The organism is Marinobacterium sp. xm-d-579 (assembly GCF_013282935.1).
Lineage (GTDB): Bacteria > Pseudomonadota > Gammaproteobacteria > Pseudomonadales > Balneatricaceae > Marinobacterium_E.
Genome location: NZ_WBYP01000002.1, coordinates 596,330 through 614,958, shown reverse-complemented (window position 1 = coordinate 614,958; position 18,629 = coordinate 596,330). Strand labels below are relative to the sequence as shown.

Below are 18,629 nucleotides of genomic sequence, written 5' to 3'. Positions count from 1 at the left end.
ACGCCTTTAAGGTGGTGAAACGAATCCGCTTCGGTGAGATAGGTCACTCTGCGGTACTGATGGGCCATGTTGGCCCGCTTTAAAGCAGATAATAACAAGCTTTCATGTTAGGTAAAACAGTTCTTGTGGCAGGGTGGTTGAGGGCTGTTTTTTGACTCAAGGGTTAAAGATTTTTCTTTTACGCCAAAGTCTCATCTAAGAGGCCTATACAGCACTCCTTTTTTTGTTAGAATCGATTGTTATTCGATTTGCTGCCTATTGAGTGGGCAGCCCTCAAATGGTGGATTTTTAGTGCTTTTCAATAAGCTACCAGACGATATATTTGCGCCGCTCTCTGGGCAGAATAGACAGGTTTACCAGTCTGTTCTTCTTGAATTGGCCGATCTCTTCTTTGATGAAGATCTTATAGACCCCTTTATTGCCAAAGATTTAGTCCGTTCAACCATCGAAAATGCCGTTGTTAAGCTTGGTGTTCGTCGCTGGGTGGCTGAGTCTGAAGAGGAGGCGGAGCTGCCTACCTCTAGCGCAGATTACACAAACCGTATCTACCGACGCCTAGTGCAAACGGGCTGGTTAGAGGAAGAGCAGAAGATCTATCGCACCTATGTGTTGCTCTCTCCTTCGGTCAGTTACCTGTTGCGTAACCTGGTTTCGATCGCGCGTTTGGAAAAACGCAGTTACGGTGGCACCGTTCTTAACGTGCTGTCGTCTCTGGAATCGGCCATCAATGATCCGGTGGGTCGTGGTATTACCCTATCGGAAGCGGCAGACACAGCAGCCGAGTTCAGTGCACACCTGACCGATATGATGTTGGGTCTGCGCGAACTTAAAATATCATTGGCTGAGTCGCATAACCCGCAAGAGATTGTCCGTGGCTTCTTTGATCGTTTCGTTGAGCACATTCTTGTTTCTGACTATAAGACGTTGAAAACAAAGAACAACCCCTTCCGTTTTAGACGTCAAATTCTCTCTTTATTGCGTGATCTTCAGTTCGATACGCTGAAGGTAGAGATGCTGACTGAGCACTATCAGATGCAGTATGAAATCGAATCTGAAACTGCGGAAGCGATGGTGCACCAGCACATCAATCGCATCATCCGGATCTTCGAGTCGGTCGACCAGCGTCTGGCGATCATTGATGATTTCCGTTACCAGCTAGAGAAACGGGTAGCCGACACAGTTCGTTACATGGACAAGACAACGCCGGGTATGGCGGCTCGACTGTCGCGTGTCATTGCCAAATTGGCGGAGAAAGATGGTCGGGAGATACCACCGGTTCAGTCGCTTGATCAGTATGGCTTTATCTCGCCTTCGTCCATTCGCTCGCCAGTGCGTCGACGTGTTGAGACAGCGCCTAGAGTCATTACCCAACAGCAGATCGATCCTAAGGTTCTTTACATGCGTCAGCTCTTCAAAGAGTGGAAGGCACGCCGTGAGGTGAAAGTGGATCGAATTGAGGCCTACCTAGATCGTCACTTTTTAAATGGTGAAACCCTGGTCTCGGCGTCTGAATTTACCATTGATTCAATCGAAGATTACATCTGCTTCAGCTATGTGCGACACCTAAATTCGTTAGGTAAGAAAGCGCGTAAGACAGCTGAACGCTACCAAATAGAATTTGATGAAGAGTACGTGCGCGTTGCCGATATGGTGGAGTGCCGTGGTTTCAAAATACACAGGAACAACGCCTGATGCTTGGTGATTTACAAAAAGCGCTGACGCGCAATGAAAAGAGTACAGAAGCCGATTTCGTTCGCGCTGCAAACTCACTACTGACAAACCAGTTCCTCTATGCGGATCGCCCTGCACAGCGTGATACTTATTTCCTTATTTCGCAGAATATGGAGTACTTCCGTAACCTGTTCGCGGCACTGGGTTGGTCTCTGGTCTATCAACCTGATGAAGCCTATTTGGGTGTGCTACCCCAGGGTGAAGAGCGAGTCATGCGATTGAAGCTCGATGAGTCTCTGTTGATGCTCTGTATGCGTCAAATGTATGAACAGAAACTGGAAAATTTCGAAGTAGAGAGCGGTAAGGCGTACACCACGTCTGATGATCTGTTGAGCACTTACGAGAGTTTAACCGGTAAAGAGATCCCTAATGAGACGCGTCTAAAAGAGATCCTGTCGCTCTTCTCACGTCACGGTTTGATTGAACGCGGCAAGGCGAATGAGACCGACCCTAAAAACATTCCAATCGGCATCTACCCCACCATTCGTCAAGTGGTGGTCGAAGATTACATCCGACAGCTTGAGGCGCTCTGTGACATCGAAAGCGCTGATGCGGCCTTGATGGATGATATTGCTGACACTCCAGAGGAGTCGATCGAAGAGGTGAGTGAGCCAGCTGATGAGTCAGTGGAGTCAGAAGAGAAGGGTGCAGTAGAGGAGTCTGACGATGAAACAGCTTAATCGCATCGTTCTAGTTAACTGGTATGTATTGGGTGCTCAAGAGATCCCGATCAAAGGTAATGTCGCGATTGTAGGTCCTAACGGCTCAGGTAAATCGTCACTACTGGACGCCATGCAGACCATTTTGATGGGTGGCCATAAGCGCCACTTAAGTTTTAACGCCTCGGCGGGTGAAAAGTCTGAGCGTTCACTGCGCACCTACTGTCTCGGTTTTATGGATGATGGTGGTAAAAGCAACAGTGCCCGTGAAGATTCTATCAGCTATCTGGCGATGAGCTTCTTTGATACTGAGACGGCACAAGAGAGCTGTATTGGTGTTGCGATCAGTGCATCAACCGCCAGCCCAGATGAAGAGGTTTTGGGTCGCTTTATTCTGCCTAACTTCTCTGTTTCGCTGGATGACTTTAGTCGAAAAGAGGGCGGTGGTCGTATGCCGCGTCCTTGGAATGAAGTTCGTGAAAGCCTGCTTAAACAGTGTCCGGATATGACGCTAGAGAAGCGTGCAAGCCGCTACATTCGTGAGGTTGTGACCCACTTGAGTCACGATCCAGCGATGCCGAATGACGATGACAAATTCATCAAGAACTTCAAAAACGCTCTTAAATTTGTACCCATTGATAGTCCGACTCGATTCGTTCGCGAGTTTGTCTTGGATGAGAACGTAGTGCATGTCGGAGCCTTCCGTAAATCGCTGGATGAGTATCGAGCGATGGAGGAGAAGACGCGTGATGTGGCTAACCGTATTGATGAACTGGTTAAAGTACAAGAGCTCTGCCAGGGTATCAGTCGTAACATCAAAAACGCCGTCGAGTACGAGTGGGTTGTTCACGAGTCACGTTTTGAAAGCGCCGACCTTCGTAAAGAGGAGGCTGAAGAGCGTCTAGAGAAGTGGCAAGAGCAAGAGGCGGAAGTTGAGCGAGAGCTAACCAATATTGGTGCTGATCTCAATCAGGTTATGCAGGATCTTGCCAACGCACGTGCAGCGCTAAACAACACCGATGCTGCGCATCAGATTAACGCGATGGAATCTTCTATACGCGTTGGTCAACACGAACTCAATGTCATCGAAGAGCGCATTCAGAAGGCCTACTCGCTGATGCGCACAGCGGTGAGCTTTAATCAGAATCGTGAGTTCTTGCCTGAAGAGTTTGCAGCACTGGTGGATCAAGCATCAGAGATCTGGCGCTCGGGTGAAAACCTAATGGCAGACGCTTGGCCTTCAGATCCTGTCAGCGTCGATAACACGCTAAACGCAATGCGTAAGTCGATTGAGAACGTTCGTCGTAAAGTGTCGCGTCGTTATGAAGAGTCAGTTATCCGTATTTCTGAACTGCGCGCTCAGATACAGAACCAGAAGAGTGCCGTAGAACAGCTTCAGCAGGGGCGCGCCCCCGTTCGTCGTAACACGGCTGAATTGATGGAGCTGTTGAGTGAGTACGGTATCGACTCAACACCCATTTGTGAGTTGGTTGATATTACCGATGACAAGTGGCGCATTGCAATTGAGTCCTTCTTAGGTGCTCGCCGCGAAGCATTGGTCGTCGATCCTGATCGTGTCAAAGAGGCGATTACACTCTACCGCCGTAAAGGGCGTCACCTGAAAGGCTGTCGTATCATCAACACCACTAAATCGGGTGACTGGTTACACCGCACTAAGCCAGGTTCTCTGGCTCAGTTTATCGAGTCTGACTCTGACGATGCCCGCGCATTTATGAATCGCGCACTGGGCGGTGTCATGGCGGTTGAGACGGAAGCGGAGCTTTTGAAACAGGAGCGTGCGTTGACCTATGACTGCATGTTGCAGACTGAGGGTTCAACCACATCGATTAATGAACTGACACCGATTATGGGTATTCGTCGTCGTGGTGATCAACTTGAACTGCAGGGCAAGCAGGTCGATCAGCTGGTCAATGAGTTCACACTGCTAGGTCGTCAGCACGAATCTCTAGAGAAGCTACGTGATGCGTTAATAAGCCTTGATGGCGGTCTGTCTCAAGTGAACGAGCCTCTGTTTGATTTGACAGAACAGCGTAAGAAACTGACGCATCAGATTGAAGGGTACCAGCAGACTATTGTCGATCTCCGTAACCATGACGATACCGGTATTCAGCAGCGCATTGCCGATCTGGCGGCTAAGCAGAAAGAGACCGAGTCCACTCAAGCTGCGTTGATGGATAAGCTGCAAAAAGCCCGTACAGGCCTGATCCGTGATACTGCTCAGCTAGAGGTGCTAGAGACCGATCTAACAGAGCATGCTGAAGCGCGTGCAGCCTGTGAAGCGAAGAATGAGTTCGACGCTCAGTCTGCGCAGGAGAAACGCGACTACCTCGATGAGAGCTGTGATGGTGAGTTGGAACGCATCATCTTCGAAGCGGCCAAGAAAGCTCAGTCTGAACTGGCTCTGCATGAGAAGAAAAAGAACGGTGTCCGTGATGCCGTTGCACAGTATAAAGCGCGTCACCACGGTGGCGGTTTGACTCACCATGAGTTGGATAAGGTTGGACCAGACTCCAGTCATGAAGATCTCGAGGGTTACGTTAACGAGACCGTTGAGGCACTCCGTGAATCTGAATTGGCAGAGTACACAGAGAAGGCCGAGCGAGCTCGTCTAGAGGCTGAGTCTGCTTTCCGTTCTGACTTCGTGGCCCATCTGAATGACCAGATCAATAAGATTCGTGATCTGATCCGTGAGCTAAACTCGCACTTGAAGAACCGTCCTTTCCATAAAGAGATGTACAGCTTTGAGATGTCACCTAACCCTGAGTTGAAAGACATTCTTGAGTTGGTTGAGGCCTATACGCAGCTCGATTCTGCCAATGTGGGCTCGTTGTTTGATATGAAGTTTGATGACAATGCGCAGCACAAGGATGCTCTAGAACGAATTCACGAAGTACTTAAAGATGAAGGCGAGAGCAGTCTGCTTCAGGACTACCGTAACTTCTACAACTTCGAGTTGGTGGTTAAAGATCTTGACGGCAATCGTAAGACAACCCTGTCGCAGCGTATCAAGACCGGTTCCGGTGGTGAGCACCAGGTACCGTTCTACGTCGCGATGGCGGCCGCCTTGGGTGCGACCTACCGCCTAAAAGAGGGTAGTGATGGTAAGCCTGTTGGTGGCTTCAGCCTGTCGGTATTCGATGAGGCGTTCAACAAGCTGGATTCAGAGAACACCGTTACCTCGCTTGGCTTCATGAGTGATTTGGGTCTCCAAACCATTATTGCTGCGCCGGATGAGAAGTACTCTCTGCTCAGTACTTGCATGGATACTATCATTAACGTCTGTCGTGACGGTCGTGTGGTCGACATTGATGTCGAGTTCCCAACGGATCTTGGTAAAGCGCTATTGGCGTCTGATCACCCTTACAAGGTAATGGCAGAAGAGGAAGCGGCGGAGCTTTAACAAATAGCGTCGCGGCCTCAATGAGACCGCTCCAACAGGTATTAATCGAGGCCTCTTAAGATCGCTCCAACAACTTAAGTGTCGGAACCTTATCGAAGATGAGGCGATCGATTGCCCGAAAAGGGGACTGGCCCAGGTCAGACCCCTTTTTTATTGTTCCTTTTCCACTCAGCGAAATCTACTAGTGCTCCCTTTGTGCAACTGCGGTATAGTCAGGTTATATGGTTATAAGTAAATCTATGTATTGGAGAGTCTATGCGTTTGATCAACCGCTCGGGTATTAGCATTAAACCCAAGGCTCCTTTTCATGAGTGGCTTTTGGCGGGCTCAGAAGAGCCGGTTCCTTCACTAGAGGAGCTGCGCAGTGAAGCCAACCTCTACCTCTTTGATGAGGTCGATTCTGATGAGGATTTCACCTCAGAGATTGAACAGCACTGGTTGACGATCTTTGAGAACGAACTCTCTGCCTGGGATGAGTTTCAGGATTTTTGGCCCAAACCGCTCTCGCTTGATCTCTTTAAGAGTTGGTTTGACATCGATTTACAACTGATGAGTTTTGATTTGAGCGATCAGCCCCTGATGCGGGCTAATCTGGATATAGAGTAAGGAGTCTCTGATGGTTGTCGCACAGCAGCAACACGGATTGGAATGGCATGAAGACCGTGATTGGCTCTATGACGAGCTGCACTCGCGCCCGTTCCAGCGCATTTCAGGGGATGCCAGTATTACCCACATTGCGGTGCTGGCAAACCAACAGGAGCGTGCCATTCAGAGTCAGCACATCCAGCGCTTGCTAGATACCCTCAACATCGAACACGACGGAGTGGATCAGGCGTGTAATATCTACACAGCGGGCGATCTGCGCATCCGTTGGGAGCAGCATCTCGAGTTTACGTCACTGACCATCACCGATTCACGTGAAGGGGTAGCGTCGACACAACCCTTTTTCACAACGGCGTTGGATCGACTGCCAGACGGCTGGTTAAGTAACTACCCAGGTAAAGCGGTAGCCGCTTTTCATATGCGCATTCAGAACATTCAGGGTGATGAACTACCAGAGCCCAAAGATGTTCGCTCTCAGCTCGATGATATGCAGATGATCGGCAGTCTGCCACAGAATGGTGCAGCACAAATCTGGACGACATTTAGAACGCACAGCGACAACTTTGGCCGTTTCCTAATCTTCAATAACAGCATGTCGAAAGGGCAGATGGGCCGAATGGTGCAGCGTGTAATTGAAGTTGAGACCTACCGTTTGTTAGCGCTGCTCGGTCTTCGCGAAGCGCGTAAGCTGTCACCGGTTGTTGCTGATATGGATAATCGAATGGCCGATCTGACGCGTCGCCTGTCAACGGGTGATAACTCAGATGACAGTCAGCTTTTGACAGAGCTCATCAACCTATCGGCCGATATTGAAGCTGAACGTGCGAGAACCACCTTCCGTTTCAATGCTAGCCGCTCATACCATGATGTTATGGCGGCACGATTGGATGAATTGCGTGAGGATGAGGTCTCTGGTCACCTGACCTTGAAAGAGTTTTTGATCCGTAGATTGACGCCTGCTGTGCGTGGCTGTGAGACCATGCACAATCGACTCGACGACCTATCGCGTCGTGTAAACCGCGCAGCCGATATGATGCGTACCCGAGTTGAGATGGCGATTGAGAACCAGAACCAAGAGCTACTGAGCTCCATGGATCGTCGATCCAAGATACAGCTAATGATGCAGCATACGGTAGAGGGTCTGTCGGTTGCTGCGATCAGCTACTACGCAGTTGGCCTAGTCAAGTACCTCATTGATGCGGTGCATGGTGCCGGTGTCGATTTCGATAAGAGTCTTGCAACTGGTGTCTCTGTCCCACTGGTGATTGGTGCGGTATGGTTCATTACTCGTAAAATTCAAAACCGATTTAAGAAACTCGCTGAAGTGAAAACCGAATCAACAGCGAAAGGGGATCAGTAAGGTGTCAGTAGAAGATCAGATCCAAACCCTTCTCAATGAAGGCCTTAATCTAGTTCACATGGAGTTAGAGAACGAAAGCCACATGCACGGTGGTAACCGTTTGGATACTCACTTCAAGCTCGTCGCCGTTAGCGATGATTTTGAAGGTAAGCGCCTAATTCAGCGCCATCAAACCATTTTTGGTCTGCTGTCAGACCTTATGCAAAACCCCATTCATGCACTCTCAATGCATCTATACACCGAAGCAGAGTGGGCCGAAAAGTCTGGTTTAGTTCCAGACAGCCCCAAGTGTATGGGTGGTTCAAAGCAGGATAAGTAGTGTTTCGGTGACAGGCCTTCAGCCTGTCATCCGCAGGTTAGCTTTACTACCTTTCTGGAAATCGCTGGGAAAGTGGATGTCAGGCTAAAGCCAGACACCGGTGCTAATAGCTAAATTCACATTAAGACCTATCGCGGCCTTTTCTAGACCGCTCCAACAATGTGCCTGACTCAAATCTCGTGCCAATCGTCCACGTCCGATCGAGAGTGAGTACGATGATTTTTTACGGTTAAGAGTTCAATCGGCTGAGGCCGGGATGGCCGAAGTCTGCAACGGAGGCAGGAGCCGACTTATTGCCATGGAAGGCATGTATTCCGTTAATGCAGGAGCAATTAACGGTTTGCAGTGTCCTATTGGACTTCAGTGAAAAATCATTGAACGGAGCGTGCCGCAGGCCGAGTGAGCGTGGTCAGTTTTTGCTTACTTTTTGCTGACCAAAAAGTAAGGCTGGCCGCCTTTAGGCGAGTAGAATGTTTTAAAGTAGAGGTGACAGGCTGAAAGCCAGTCACCACCTAAAGGGCAGGTTACTTCGTAACCTCAGCAAACAGATCAAAATACTCTGGGAAGGTTTTGCTGGTACAGCCCGGGTCATTGATGATGATCTCGCTGTTGCCGAACGAGGCGAGTGAGAAGCACATGGCCATGCGGTGGTCGTCGTAGGTATCGATCGCGGCGCTCTGGATTTCGGCTGGTGGTGTAATCTCGATGAAATCTTCGCCTTCCACCACTTCCGCACCCACTTTACGAAGCTCGGTTGCCATTGCGGCTAGGCGATCGGTCTCTTTGACGCGCCAGTTGTAGACGTTGCGAATGGCCGTAGGGCCTTTTGCGAACAGGGCGGTTGTGGCAATCGTCATTGCAGCATCGGGAATGGCGTTCAGATCCAGGTCTACACCGTTCAGTTCGCCTTTAGAGACCTCTACCCAAGTTGGGCCATAAGTGACCTTAGCACCCATCTTACCGAGCACTTCAGCGAAGGCTTTGTCGCCTTGTACCGATTCAGAACCGACGCCGTAGACGCGAATCGTACCGCCAGCAATAGCCGCTGCAGCTAGGAAGTAGGAGGCTGATGAAGCATCACCTTCAACCATCACTTCGCCGGGCGAGTGGTAAGTCTGTCCGGCTTTAACGACAAAGCTCTGGTAGTTGTTGTTCTCGACCTCAACACCAAACAGCTTCATCGAGTGCAGGGTGATATCGATGTAAGGCTTAGAGACCAGCTCACCATCAACAACGATCTCTAAATCCTGCTGTGCCATCGGTGCGGCCATCAGTAGGGCAGTCAAAAACTGGCTCGAGATGTTGCCTCGAATCGATACACGTCCGCCTTTCAATTGTTGAGCGTTAATCTTTAGCGGCGGGTAGCCTTCATCTTTTAAGTACTCGATATCAGCACCAATTTGACGAAGAGCATCAACCAAATCTTCGATAGGGCGCTCGTACATGCGAGGTTCACCGGTCAGTGTGAACTCACCTAAACCTAGGCAAAGTGCGGCGGTTAGTGGGCGCATTGCAGTACCGGCGTTGCCCAGGAACATCTCAGCACTTTGCTGCTTGAAAGGACCTGCCACACCGGTGACAACGCACGAGCGACGATCATCAGCTAGCTCATAAGAGACACCCAACGTTTTTAGTGCATTCAGCATATGGGTAACGTCTGCGCTGTCTAGCAGGTTGGTTACCTTGGTTTCACCTTCCGCCAGTGCAGCTAGAAGAAGAATTCGGTTTGATAGGCTTTTTGAGCCTGGCAGTTGAACGTCACCGTTTGCAAAATCGCGAGGTTGGAGTGAAAGAGTTTCCATAATCTTAAAAGTGTAGTTGATCGCCAAAAAAGGATCGAAAAAGGTACAGGTAAACGCCTGTTAAGTCCATTGTTCAGAGAGATTCGTTTTAATTGATTTCAATCAATGGACGATGGAGAAGAGTAGGGCATATTAGAACCATCAACACTGTATGGAATTAGGAGTAAAAAATGATCGGAGAACACCACGATCTAGTTCATGAACTTCCAGAGTATCGCGAACGTATTCATGAGCTTAAAACATCAAACAACCACTTCTCTCGTCTGTTTGATGAGTACCACGAAATTACTAAGCAGGCTGAGCTTGCTGCAGCTGAAGTTGAACCGACCACGACCAGTCGTGAAGAGGAACTTAAAAAGCGTCGTCTTGAACTGAAAGATGAGCTTTTCAAAATGCTTCAGGGTTAACCCTTTTCATTGTCCTTTCGTTGCTTGAACGTTACCCGTCTTTTTAGGCGGGTTTTTTTTTGCTTCAATTTTTTGTTGGAGCGATCTTAAAAAGGTCGCGATATTCTGAACTGCTATTTGTCCAGGTTTCTCATAGCAATAAAAAACCCGCACTAGGCGGGTTTTTTAATGGGGTAGGCTGTTATGCCCAATCACCTGGGTAGTCAGCGAAACCTGGGTTGTCAGAGACACCCACCACTTTAGGGTTGTTCACCTTAGGTAGTTTGATCACCATGTTCTCATCGCGTTCTGCTTTTAGGTAGTCAGCAATGATATCCCAGAGTAGTCGACCCTCTGGTGTGCGGTTAACAGTTGCCCAACCAGAGACGCTGTAGTTCTTGTCATCAGCAATCACTTCACCGTTGTCTAGGCGTACTTCAGAGATACGCTGGCCAAGTGGTTTGGTTGGATCGATGGTGTAGTCAAGACCACCCACGCGAACCATGTCGCCACCTGATTGTAGGTATGGATCTGGATCGAATAGGTTGTCGGCAACACCTTCAAGCATCTCTTTGATCGCTTTACCAGTCATCTCTTGAACGTAAGTTTCAGAGTAGGTTGTTGCACACTGGCTCATGACATCTTCCATTGTGATCCACTCACCCTCTAGAGTAGTGGTACCCCAGCGAACGCCGGCTGATAGTGCGATGTCTGCCTTGTACTCCCAACGAAGTGCGTTACAGATAACTTGGTCCCAAGTGCCCATGAAGTTACCGCGACGGTAAAGAGTACGATCCGCTTTAGCCAGTTTCTCTTGAAGAATCTCTTCGAAGGTTTTGCCGACACGGATTGGGTTGTTCTGCCACTTCTTGTTACGCGCTTCGATGATGTTCTCATCGTAACGACCTTGGCGCATCTGGTTGATGTACGCTTCCATCTCACCGTCAGCTTCAAGCCAATCAGAGATAACAGGTAGCTGTTTGTAAGTCATGTTGGTGATCTGGCCATCTTCGATCGAGAAGTCCATACAGCCGACAAACTTACCGTTTGAACCTGCGTTGGTTACCCAACATTCGCCACCGTCAACGTTCTTAACTTTGATCGGTTGTGGAACACCATCGTGAGTGTGACCGCCGAATACAGCATTCAGGCCAGGAACACGTTCAGCCATCTTGATGTCGACGTCCATACCGTTGTGCGATACAAGAACAACCGCGTCTGGCTGCTCCTCTTCACGGATCTGCTGAACAAGCTCGATCATCTCTGGTTCACGAAGACCGAAAGACCAGTCTGGGAAGAACTCTTTAGGGTTGGCGTTTGAGGTACGTGGGAAGGCTTGACCAACAACGGCGATACGCTTGCCGTTGATCTCTTTAATCACGTATGGCTGGAACGCATGACCCGTATCTTCGTCGTACAGACCACGGCCATCGAAACGCTCAACCATTTCGTAGTACTCATCACCAAACAGTGAGTCTTCTAGTACTTTAACGTTCTGACCGATGAAGTCACCTTTGAACAGAGCAACGTTCGAAAGAACTTCCTCTTCACGGTAGGTGAACTCCCAGTGACCAACCATAACGTCGATGCCAAGAATGTTAGATGCCTCAACCATGTCGACACCACGTGTCCACAGTGAAGTACCCGATCCCTGCCATAGGTCACCGCCATCAAGGGTCAGTGTGTTTTGGCGTCCGCCCGCTTGATCGCGTAGACGATCTAGAAGTGTTTTAACGTGTGCGAAACCGCCCGTACGACCGTACTTCTTAGCTTCTTCTAGGAAGTTAAGGTAGGTGTATGCGTAAGCTTCAGGAGAGTTCTCTGAAAGACCCATCTCCTTAAGGAAATTTTTGCCGACAACGTGTGGTGGACGACCAAATGCATCACCGACACCAAGGTTGACGTTTGGCTCACGGAAGTAGACAGGCTTTAGCTGGCCGTGAACGTCTGTAATGTGAAGGATACGAACATCACCTTCCATTGGAACATCATAAAATCCGCTTGGAGCAGTGTTGCTTGCTAGCGCGCGAGAAGTGTAAATTGCTGGTAGGCTTCCTGCTGCAGCAGCGGCGGCCATAGCCTTCAATAGTTGACGACGATTCATAGTTATCTTAGTTTCCCACTCTTCTTAAAGGGCCCACAGGCTGAAATCCACCAAAAGCACGCATGCTTATTACTAGAGACATACCAGTGAGACTAATTCCAGGCATTTTCGTTATATGCACATTAGTTACATCCTTATTCTACCCAGTTAGGGCTGATGTTGTGAAGCCTGCATTGATAGAGATCTCTGCAAATACGACTGAAGTGGTAGAGATTGAGATCCGTGCCAGCCTCGAAGCACTTCTGACCGGTATCAATGGACAGTATCGAAACACTCAAGAGGCGCCTAACTCAGATCAATACGACCATTACCGTGCAATGGAGTCGGCAGAGCTTGAGGCGGAGTTTAAAAAGTTCATGCCGACGCTCCTAGAGGGTGTTGAGTTGAAGCTTGATGGAACGCCCGCTGAGTTGCAGCTAAAAGAGCTAGTCGTGCCACCCCCAGGCTATACCAAGGTGCCTCGCAATAGTGTGATTATCTTGAAAGGGCGAATCCCCCGGGAGACTCAAAGTCTAACCTGGTACTACCCCATGGCGTTTGGCGATCATGCGACTCGAGTCAGACAGGTAGATGAGGCCAATAACGAGTGGCACTGGTCGTCACACCAGTGGGTAAAAGAGGATAAGCCAACTGAACCGTTCATGCTGAATGAGGTGTTTGCCAAACCGAGTTTTGCGCAGGTGGTGAAAACTTACACCCTAGGTGGTTTTCAGCACATTCTTCCCAAAGGGTTGGATCACATCCTGTTCGTGCTGGGTATCTTCCTACTGAGTCGTCGTTTAAAGCCGATTGCCCTACAGATTACGATGTTTACCATTGCCCACTCGATTACCTTGGCAATGGGTACTTTGGAGATTATTTCGATCTCGCCTCGTATCGTAGAGCCTCTGGTTGCGTTATCGATCGCCTACGTTGCTATAGAGAATCTCTTCTCATCCAAAATTAATCGTTTCCGTCTTCCCGTCGTGTTCGGTTTCGGTCTGCTTCATGGTCTCGGCTTTGCCACCATGCTGTCGGAGTTTGGGATGCCGACGGATGATTTTGTAGCTGCGTTATTAGCCTTTAATGTTGGCGTTGAGTTGGGCCAGCTCGCCGTGGTGTTGATTGCCTATTTTGGTGTCGCTTACTGGTTTAGCTCAGAGAAACTCTACCACCGTATTGTTGTGGTTCCGGCTTCACTGGTGATCGGTATCATGGGAATGATCTGGTTTGTTGATCGACTCGCCATTTTTTAATGCAGAATTCGTGCTTTCTGTCTAAGCTTAATCTATCAATAACGATTGGGAGTCTGTTATGCGAATGAATAGAGTGTTGATTGGTGCAGTGGCCGCAGTTGCATTAACTGGTTGTATGCAGCAGAACCTGCAAGGAACAGCCTACACCGCTGCCGATGCACGCCAGGTTCAGACGGTTGAGTTCGCGACTGTCGAGCAGGTGACACCGGTGATCATTAATGGTGATCCTAACAATCCTGTTGGTGTGGGTGCTGGTGCTATTGTCGGTGGTATTGCAGGCTCAACCATTGGTGGCGGTAAAGGATCATCTATTGCGACGGTCTTGGGTGCAGTAGCCGGCGGTATTGCTGGTTCTAAAATCCAAGAGAACAGCTCACAAACTCAAGGGCAAGAGATTCAGTTGTTAATGGATAAGGGGGGTCGCATCTCCATCGTCCAGGGTGTGCAGAACAATCTCTTCTTCAGACCGGGCGATAAGGTTCGTGTGTTGCGCTCTGGCAATACCGTTCGTGTCAGCTATTAATGAAGCAGCCTAAGCTCAACTCGATTCATCACGCGGCGATTATCTGCAGTGACTACCAACGATCCAAGCAGTTCTACACAGAACTTCTTGGATTGACGGTATTGGATGAGAATTATCGAGCTGAGCGTGACTCTTACAAGCTTGATCTAGCGCTACCGGATGGTGGCCAGGTTGAACTCTTCTCAATGCCCGGAGCTCCGCAACGTTTGAGTTACCCTGAAGCTCAGGGGTTGCGCCATTTGGCCTTCGCCGTAAGCGATATTGAGGTGTGGGTCGAATGGTTGGCTGACAATGGGGTAGGGCATGAGCCGGTAAGGGTTGACCCTTATACCGGCAAGCGTTTTCTCTTTTTTGCTGATCCGGATGACCTGCCGTTAGAGTTGTACGAGCAGGCCTAACTGAATCCTTTGAAGAGAGGTCTACTTCTCTGGTGCGTTAAACTGTAGGTAGAGATCGATCAGGATTTCTGGGATCTGTTCACACATCTCTTCGCTTAACGCGCGATCTTTACGAATATCTTTTACTTCACCTTCATCGAATAGATCGGATGCGACCATAATCGGTAGTAGAAGGCCGGCCACCGACTCTTCGTCATCACTGAACCAGGCCTCTTCATTGCTGAAAACGCCTTCCATAAAGGCTTCAGCCCAGAGTGTGATCTCAGGAATCTCATCCTCTTCGTCAGTTTCAAGGCTGAGATCACAAGGCAGGTAGATTTCCTGATCGCTGTAGAGATCGTTGGCGATGGTAGAGTTCAATTTTCTCAACAGGTTCTCTATTTCTGCCTGTTGCTCTGCGCTACTCCAGTTAGGCTTCTCGTCGAAGATAAGCGTCATCCACGTCGACTCGTCGACTTTTTCAGGTGCGATATTAAGAGCGCATAAAAGCCCGTGTGCACCGACTAGATCAAGAGCGGTCTCTGCCACCGCTTCAGAGTCTAAAAAGTTCTCTAGTTGATCCAGTTCGTCTTCGCTAATTAGAGCTACACTTTGATTCATTACTGTTTTCCATAGATTGAATCCTTTAATTGTACCCCGATCTCGATTAAGTGCCTATGTTTGAGTGACTTAATCCACGGCATATCCGATAATGAGCGCATGATTGAACAAGCCCGCCATCAACTGTTACACACCTTCGGTTTTAATGAGTTTCGTGATCCGCAGCAGTCCGTCGTAGAGACCCTGTTAGAGGGGCAGGATGCACTCGTGATTATGCCGACTGGCGGAGGTAAATCCCTCTGTTATCAGCTACCCGCTCTTGTCAGATCGGGTGTTGGGGTGGTGGTGTCGCCGCTGATCGCTTTGATGCAAGATCAAGTCAGTGCGCTGTCACAGTTAGGTATACGCGCAGGTTGTCTCAATTCGGCCATCGATTTTAACCAGTTACAGGCCACAGAGCAGGCGCTGTTAAATGGTGAGCTGGATCTGCTTTATGTCGCACCCGAGCGCCTTCTTCAACCAAGAACCCTGTCACTGTTGCAGCAATCACAACTTGCTCTGTTTGCGATTGATGAAGCGCACTGTGTCTCGCAATGGGGGCATGACTTTAGACCTGAGTATCTTCAATTAGGTTCTCTAGCGGAACGTTTCCCTAATGTGCCTCGGGTGGCGCTGACCGCCACGGCGGATGCTCGAACTCAGCAGGAGATCATTGATAAACTGCAACTTCAGACCGGTCGTGTCTTTATTAAGGGGTTCGATCGTCCCAATATTCGCTATCGCATCATGCAGAAGGATCGTGCAAGGGAGCAGCTTCTCAACTTTATTCGCACCGAGCATGCCCAGGATGCCGGTGTGGTCTACTGCATGTCCCGCAAGCGTGTGGAAGATACTGCCGCTTGGCTATCTGAAAAGGGTTTTAATGCACTGCCTTACCATGCCGGATTGAATGCACAACTGCGTGAGCATCATCAGCACCGATTCCTGACGGAGGAGGGGGTGATTATGGTCGCGACGATCGCTTTTGGTATGGGGATCGATAAGCCCAATGTTCGTTTCGTGGCTCATCTGGATCTACCGAAATCGGTAGAGGCCTACTATCAAGAGACCGGTCGTGCCGGTCGAGACGGTGAGCCGGCCAACGCTTGGATGGTTTATGGCCTTCAGGATGTGATCTTTCAAAGGCAGATGTTGGAATCAGGGCAGGCGCCTGATGAGCAGAAGCGTATAGAGCGACAAAAGCTTGAGGCGATGTTGGGGCTGTGTGAGATCACCAGTTGTCGACGTCAGGTGTTGCTCTCCTATTTTGGTGAGACAGAGCACCAGCCCTGTGGTAACTGTGACAACTGCCTAGAACCCCCCGAGGTATGGGATGGTACAGAGGCGGCTCGGAAAGCGCTGTCGGCTATTTATCGTTCCGGTCAGCAGTTTGGCGTTAATGCGATTATCGAAATTTTACATGCGGAACATTCGGATCGTTCGCGTGATCGCGGTCTCGATAAGCTCTCGGTTTGGGGTATTGGTAAAGAGATCGATAAAAACACCTGGCGATCAGTGTTTCGACAGCTGGTGGCTCAAGGGTTGGTACAAGTATCTGCAGAGCATGGTTCGCTCTCCTTAGCTGAGAAATGCCGTCCGTTGCTGAAAGGCGAGACGGAGATCCAGTTACGCAAAGATAAACGCAAGTTGCGCACATCGATGGCCAGTGGGCGCTCTCGTAAACCAGAGATGCAGCTGGATGATCAGGACTTTAAACTCTGGGAAGGTCTCCGAGCCTGTCGTAAACAGCTCTCTGACGAACAAAATGTGCCACCTTATGTCATCTTCCATGATGCTACCTTGATGGAGATGGTGGAGCGCAAACCAACCTCGCTGATTCAGATGCGTCGTATATCTGGGATTGGTGATCGTAAACTGGAACTCTACGGCGATGCCTTCCTAGAGGTTATTAACGAGTCGCTCTCCAATGAACGCGAGAAAGAGGTGGATTACCAGAAGGAGGAGGTGCTACAGCTCTATCGTGCTGGCATGACCACCGATCAAGTGGCTAGGCAGGTTCATCTATCCGAACAGCAGGTGTTCAATATTCTGGCGCACTGGATCGCTTTGGGTGATCTCGCGTTAACGGACGTGGTTGAACTGCCTCTATCAGAGATCAGTCAAATTGAGCAGCAGATTTTGGAAAGCTCAAGTATACATGGCGCGTCACTCAAACCCGTTTTTGAGCACTTCTCTAACGTCTACAGTTTGGGCGTATTACGCTGCGTTCAGGCAGCAATGGAGTAGGGTTGAATGGCTTGGGAGTTACTGCTCGCTGCATTTATCTCTTCAACGCTTTTGCCCGGTGGTTCCGAGCTATTGTTGGCATGGTACGTTGCTGAAAACCCTGCGAACTTCTACCCACTTCTTTTGACTGCGATTGTCGGTAATTTGGCCGGATCGATGCTCTCCTTCTTTATGGGGTGGTTAATCGCTCTGAAATACCCTCTGACACTGTTGGACAAGCCACAGCATCAAAGAGCGAAACGCTTGATAGGGAAATACGGTGCTGTGATACTGCTGCTGGCTTGGTTACCTGTAGTGGGAGATCCGCTCTGTCTAATGGCTGGTTGGTTGCGCCTAAATCCGCTAAGCAGTTTTCTGTTTATACTGATCGGAAAGTCGATACGCTACTTTGTCATCGCATGGCTGGCGCTTGAGGTCGCTGTCTGATGTGGAGTTGGCGGACAATCTCCTATATTGCGCTGATGTTGCTGGCGCTCGTGTTGTGGCTCAATCGCTTGCAGAGTGAGTCGATAACGCCCGATTGGCAAGAGCCGGTCTCACTGCGAATCTATCCTGTGAATGCGGATCAAACGATCGCAACAGCAGAGTACCTTGCAACGCTATCTGATGACGATTTTAACGACATCGAGCAGTTCTTCTCTGATGAGTCTAGGCGCTACGGTCTTCCCCTTGAAAAGCCTTTGTCGGTCGAGCTCTATCCTGTGGTCACGTCACTTCCGCCTGAAGCGCCAGAATCTGCGAGTATTTTGGACTCTCTATGGTGGGGTTTGCGAATGCGCTTGTGGGTGGCTGGGAATGATCAGTTTGATGCGGATGACAATACTATTCGTGTCTTCATGAACTACTATTCACCAACGCTTAATAGCACCATGAAACACTCCTTGGGTTTGCAAAAGGGTAGGATCGGGCTGGTAAATGGTTTCGCGTCAGATCGTTTTCAGGGCTTGAATCACTTTGTAGCGGTCCATGAGGCGCTGCATACTTTGGGGGCTTTGGATCGTTATGATCCCGAAACCGCTGAGCCGGTTTGGCCGGATGGATTTGCCGACCCTGTTCAAGTGCCGCTCTATCCTCAATCTCGAGCTGAGGTGATGGGGGGTAGGATTCCGCTTGTGCCCGGAGTGGCTGTATTACCCTCCGATTTGAGTTTTGCTCACATAGGGCCCGCGACTGCCAGTGAAATAGGTTGGCTCGATGCGTTAGGCGATCAGTAGGGGCTGTCGCTTTGTTGCCTTTTCGTTATACTTGCGCCGCCATTTAAC

At 49.6% G+C, this 18,629-nt stretch carries 16 protein-coding genes; 13 read left to right on the top strand and 3 right to left on the bottom strand.

The window, feature by feature from the left end; genetic code table 11:
* Positions 1–291: 291 nt before the first annotated feature.
* The 6 genes from XMD579_RS06575 (at position 292) to XMD579_RS06550 (ending at position 8,093) form a co-directional block, all read left to right on the top strand.
* Positions 292–1,692 carry a Wadjet anti-phage system protein JetA family protein gene (locus tag XMD579_RS06575; protein WP_173483510.1) on the top strand — a complete coding sequence of 467 codons (1,401 nt, stop codon included), beginning with the start codon at positions 292–294 and terminating at the stop codon, positions 1,690–1,692.
* On the top strand, positions 1,692–2,411 hold the full coding sequence (locus XMD579_RS06570; protein ID WP_173481105.1) for a DUF4194 domain-containing protein: 720 nt from the start codon (positions 1,692–1,694) through the stop codon (positions 2,409–2,411). The genes XMD579_RS06575 and XMD579_RS06570 overlap by 1 nt, the downstream gene beginning before the upstream one ends.
* On the top strand, positions 2,398–5,811 hold the full coding sequence (locus XMD579_RS06565; RefSeq protein ID WP_173481104.1) for an SbcC/MukB-like Walker B domain-containing protein: 3,414 nt from the start codon (positions 2,398–2,400) through the stop codon (positions 5,809–5,811). Before XMD579_RS06570 ends, XMD579_RS06565 begins: the two co-directional genes overlap by 14 nt.
* Positions 5,812–6,066: 255 nt before the next feature.
* Complete coding sequence (locus XMD579_RS06560; RefSeq protein ID WP_173481103.1) at positions 6,067–6,417, top strand: hypothetical protein; 351 nt, start codon at positions 6,067–6,069, stop codon at positions 6,415–6,417.
* Between the two features lie 10 nt (positions 6,418–6,427).
* A complete protein-coding gene (locus XMD579_RS06555; RefSeq protein ID WP_173484053.1) occupies positions 6,428–7,774 on the top strand; it encodes a DUF3422 family protein in 1,347 nt (448 codons plus the stop codon).
* A gap of 1 nt (position 7,775) precedes the next feature.
* The gene (locus tag XMD579_RS06550; RefSeq protein ID WP_173506105.1) at positions 7,776–8,093 is read left to right on the top strand and encodes a BolA family protein; all 318 of its coding nucleotides are present in this window, start codon (positions 7,776–7,778) and stop codon (positions 8,091–8,093) included.
* 524 nt (positions 8,094–8,617) lie between these two features.
* Here the strand turns inward: XMD579_RS06550 and aroA are convergent.
* Positions 8,618–9,895 (bottom strand): 3-phosphoshikimate 1-carboxyvinyltransferase, encoded by a 1,278-nt coding sequence (gene aroA / locus XMD579_RS06545; RefSeq protein WP_173483511.1) that lies wholly within the window; start codon positions 9,893–9,895, stop codon positions 8,618–8,620.
* Between the two features lie 170 nt (positions 9,896–10,065).
* Here aroA and XMD579_RS06540 point away from each other — a divergent pair, with 170 nt between their 5' ends.
* Entirely contained in the window at positions 10,066–10,302 is a 237-nt protein-coding gene (locus tag XMD579_RS06540) for a YdcH family protein (RefSeq protein ID WP_173481099.1), read from the top strand.
* Between the two features lie 181 nt (positions 10,303–10,483).
* On the opposite strand, the gene XMD579_RS06535 is transcribed toward XMD579_RS06540, so the two are convergent.
* Positions 10,484–12,385: a 5'-nucleotidase C-terminal domain-containing protein gene (locus tag XMD579_RS06535; RefSeq protein WP_217362054.1), complete on the bottom strand. Its 1,902-nt coding sequence runs from the start codon at positions 12,383–12,385 to the stop codon at positions 10,484–10,486.
* Positions 12,386–12,546: 161 nt separating this feature from the next.
* On the opposite strand from XMD579_RS06535, the gene XMD579_RS11525 reads away from it, so the two are divergent.
* From XMD579_RS11525 to XMD579_RS06520, 3 genes are read left to right on the top strand one after another with little or no spacing between them, the layout of a single operon-like run.
* Positions 12,547–13,620 (top strand): HupE/UreJ family protein, encoded by a 1,074-nt coding sequence (locus XMD579_RS11525; RefSeq protein WP_173481098.1) that lies wholly within the window; start codon positions 12,547–12,549, stop codon positions 13,618–13,620.
* A 58-nt stretch (positions 13,621–13,678) separates the two neighbouring features.
* Positions 13,679–14,143, top strand: a complete 465-nt coding sequence (locus tag XMD579_RS06525; protein WP_173506104.1) for a glycine zipper 2TM domain-containing protein — start codon at positions 13,679–13,681, stop codon at positions 14,141–14,143.
* Positions 14,143–14,541, top strand: coding sequence for a VOC family protein (locus XMD579_RS06520; RefSeq protein WP_173481096.1), 399 nt, complete (start codon positions 14,143–14,145; stop codon positions 14,539–14,541). The genes XMD579_RS06525 and XMD579_RS06520 overlap by 1 nt, the downstream gene beginning before the upstream one ends.
* A 21-nt stretch (positions 14,542–14,562) precedes the next feature.
* Here XMD579_RS06520 and XMD579_RS06515 read toward each other — a convergent pair whose 3' ends face one another.
* A complete protein-coding gene (locus XMD579_RS06515; RefSeq protein WP_173481095.1) occupies positions 14,563–15,141 on the bottom strand; it encodes a YecA family protein in 579 nt (192 codons plus the stop codon).
* Between the two features lie 99 nt (positions 15,142–15,240).
* On the opposite strand from XMD579_RS06515, the gene recQ reads away from it, so the two are divergent.
* From recQ to XMD579_RS06500, 3 genes are read left to right on the top strand one after another with little or no spacing between them, the layout of a single operon-like run.
* The gene (gene recQ, locus XMD579_RS06510; protein WP_173483518.1) at positions 15,241–17,367 is read left to right on the top strand and encodes a DNA helicase RecQ; all 2,127 of its coding nucleotides are present in this window, start codon (positions 15,241–15,243) and stop codon (positions 17,365–17,367) included.
* 6 nt (positions 17,368–17,373) lie between these two features.
* Entirely contained in the window at positions 17,374–17,793 is a 420-nt protein-coding gene (locus tag XMD579_RS06505; RefSeq protein ID WP_173495460.1) for a YqaA family protein, read from the top strand.
* Positions 17,793–18,581 carry a hypothetical protein gene (locus XMD579_RS06500; protein WP_173481093.1) on the top strand — a complete coding sequence of 263 codons (789 nt, stop codon included), beginning with the start codon at positions 17,793–17,795 and terminating at the stop codon, positions 18,579–18,581. Before XMD579_RS06505 ends, XMD579_RS06500 begins: the two co-directional genes overlap by 1 nt.
* The last annotated feature ends 48 nt before the right edge of the window (positions 18,582–18,629 follow it).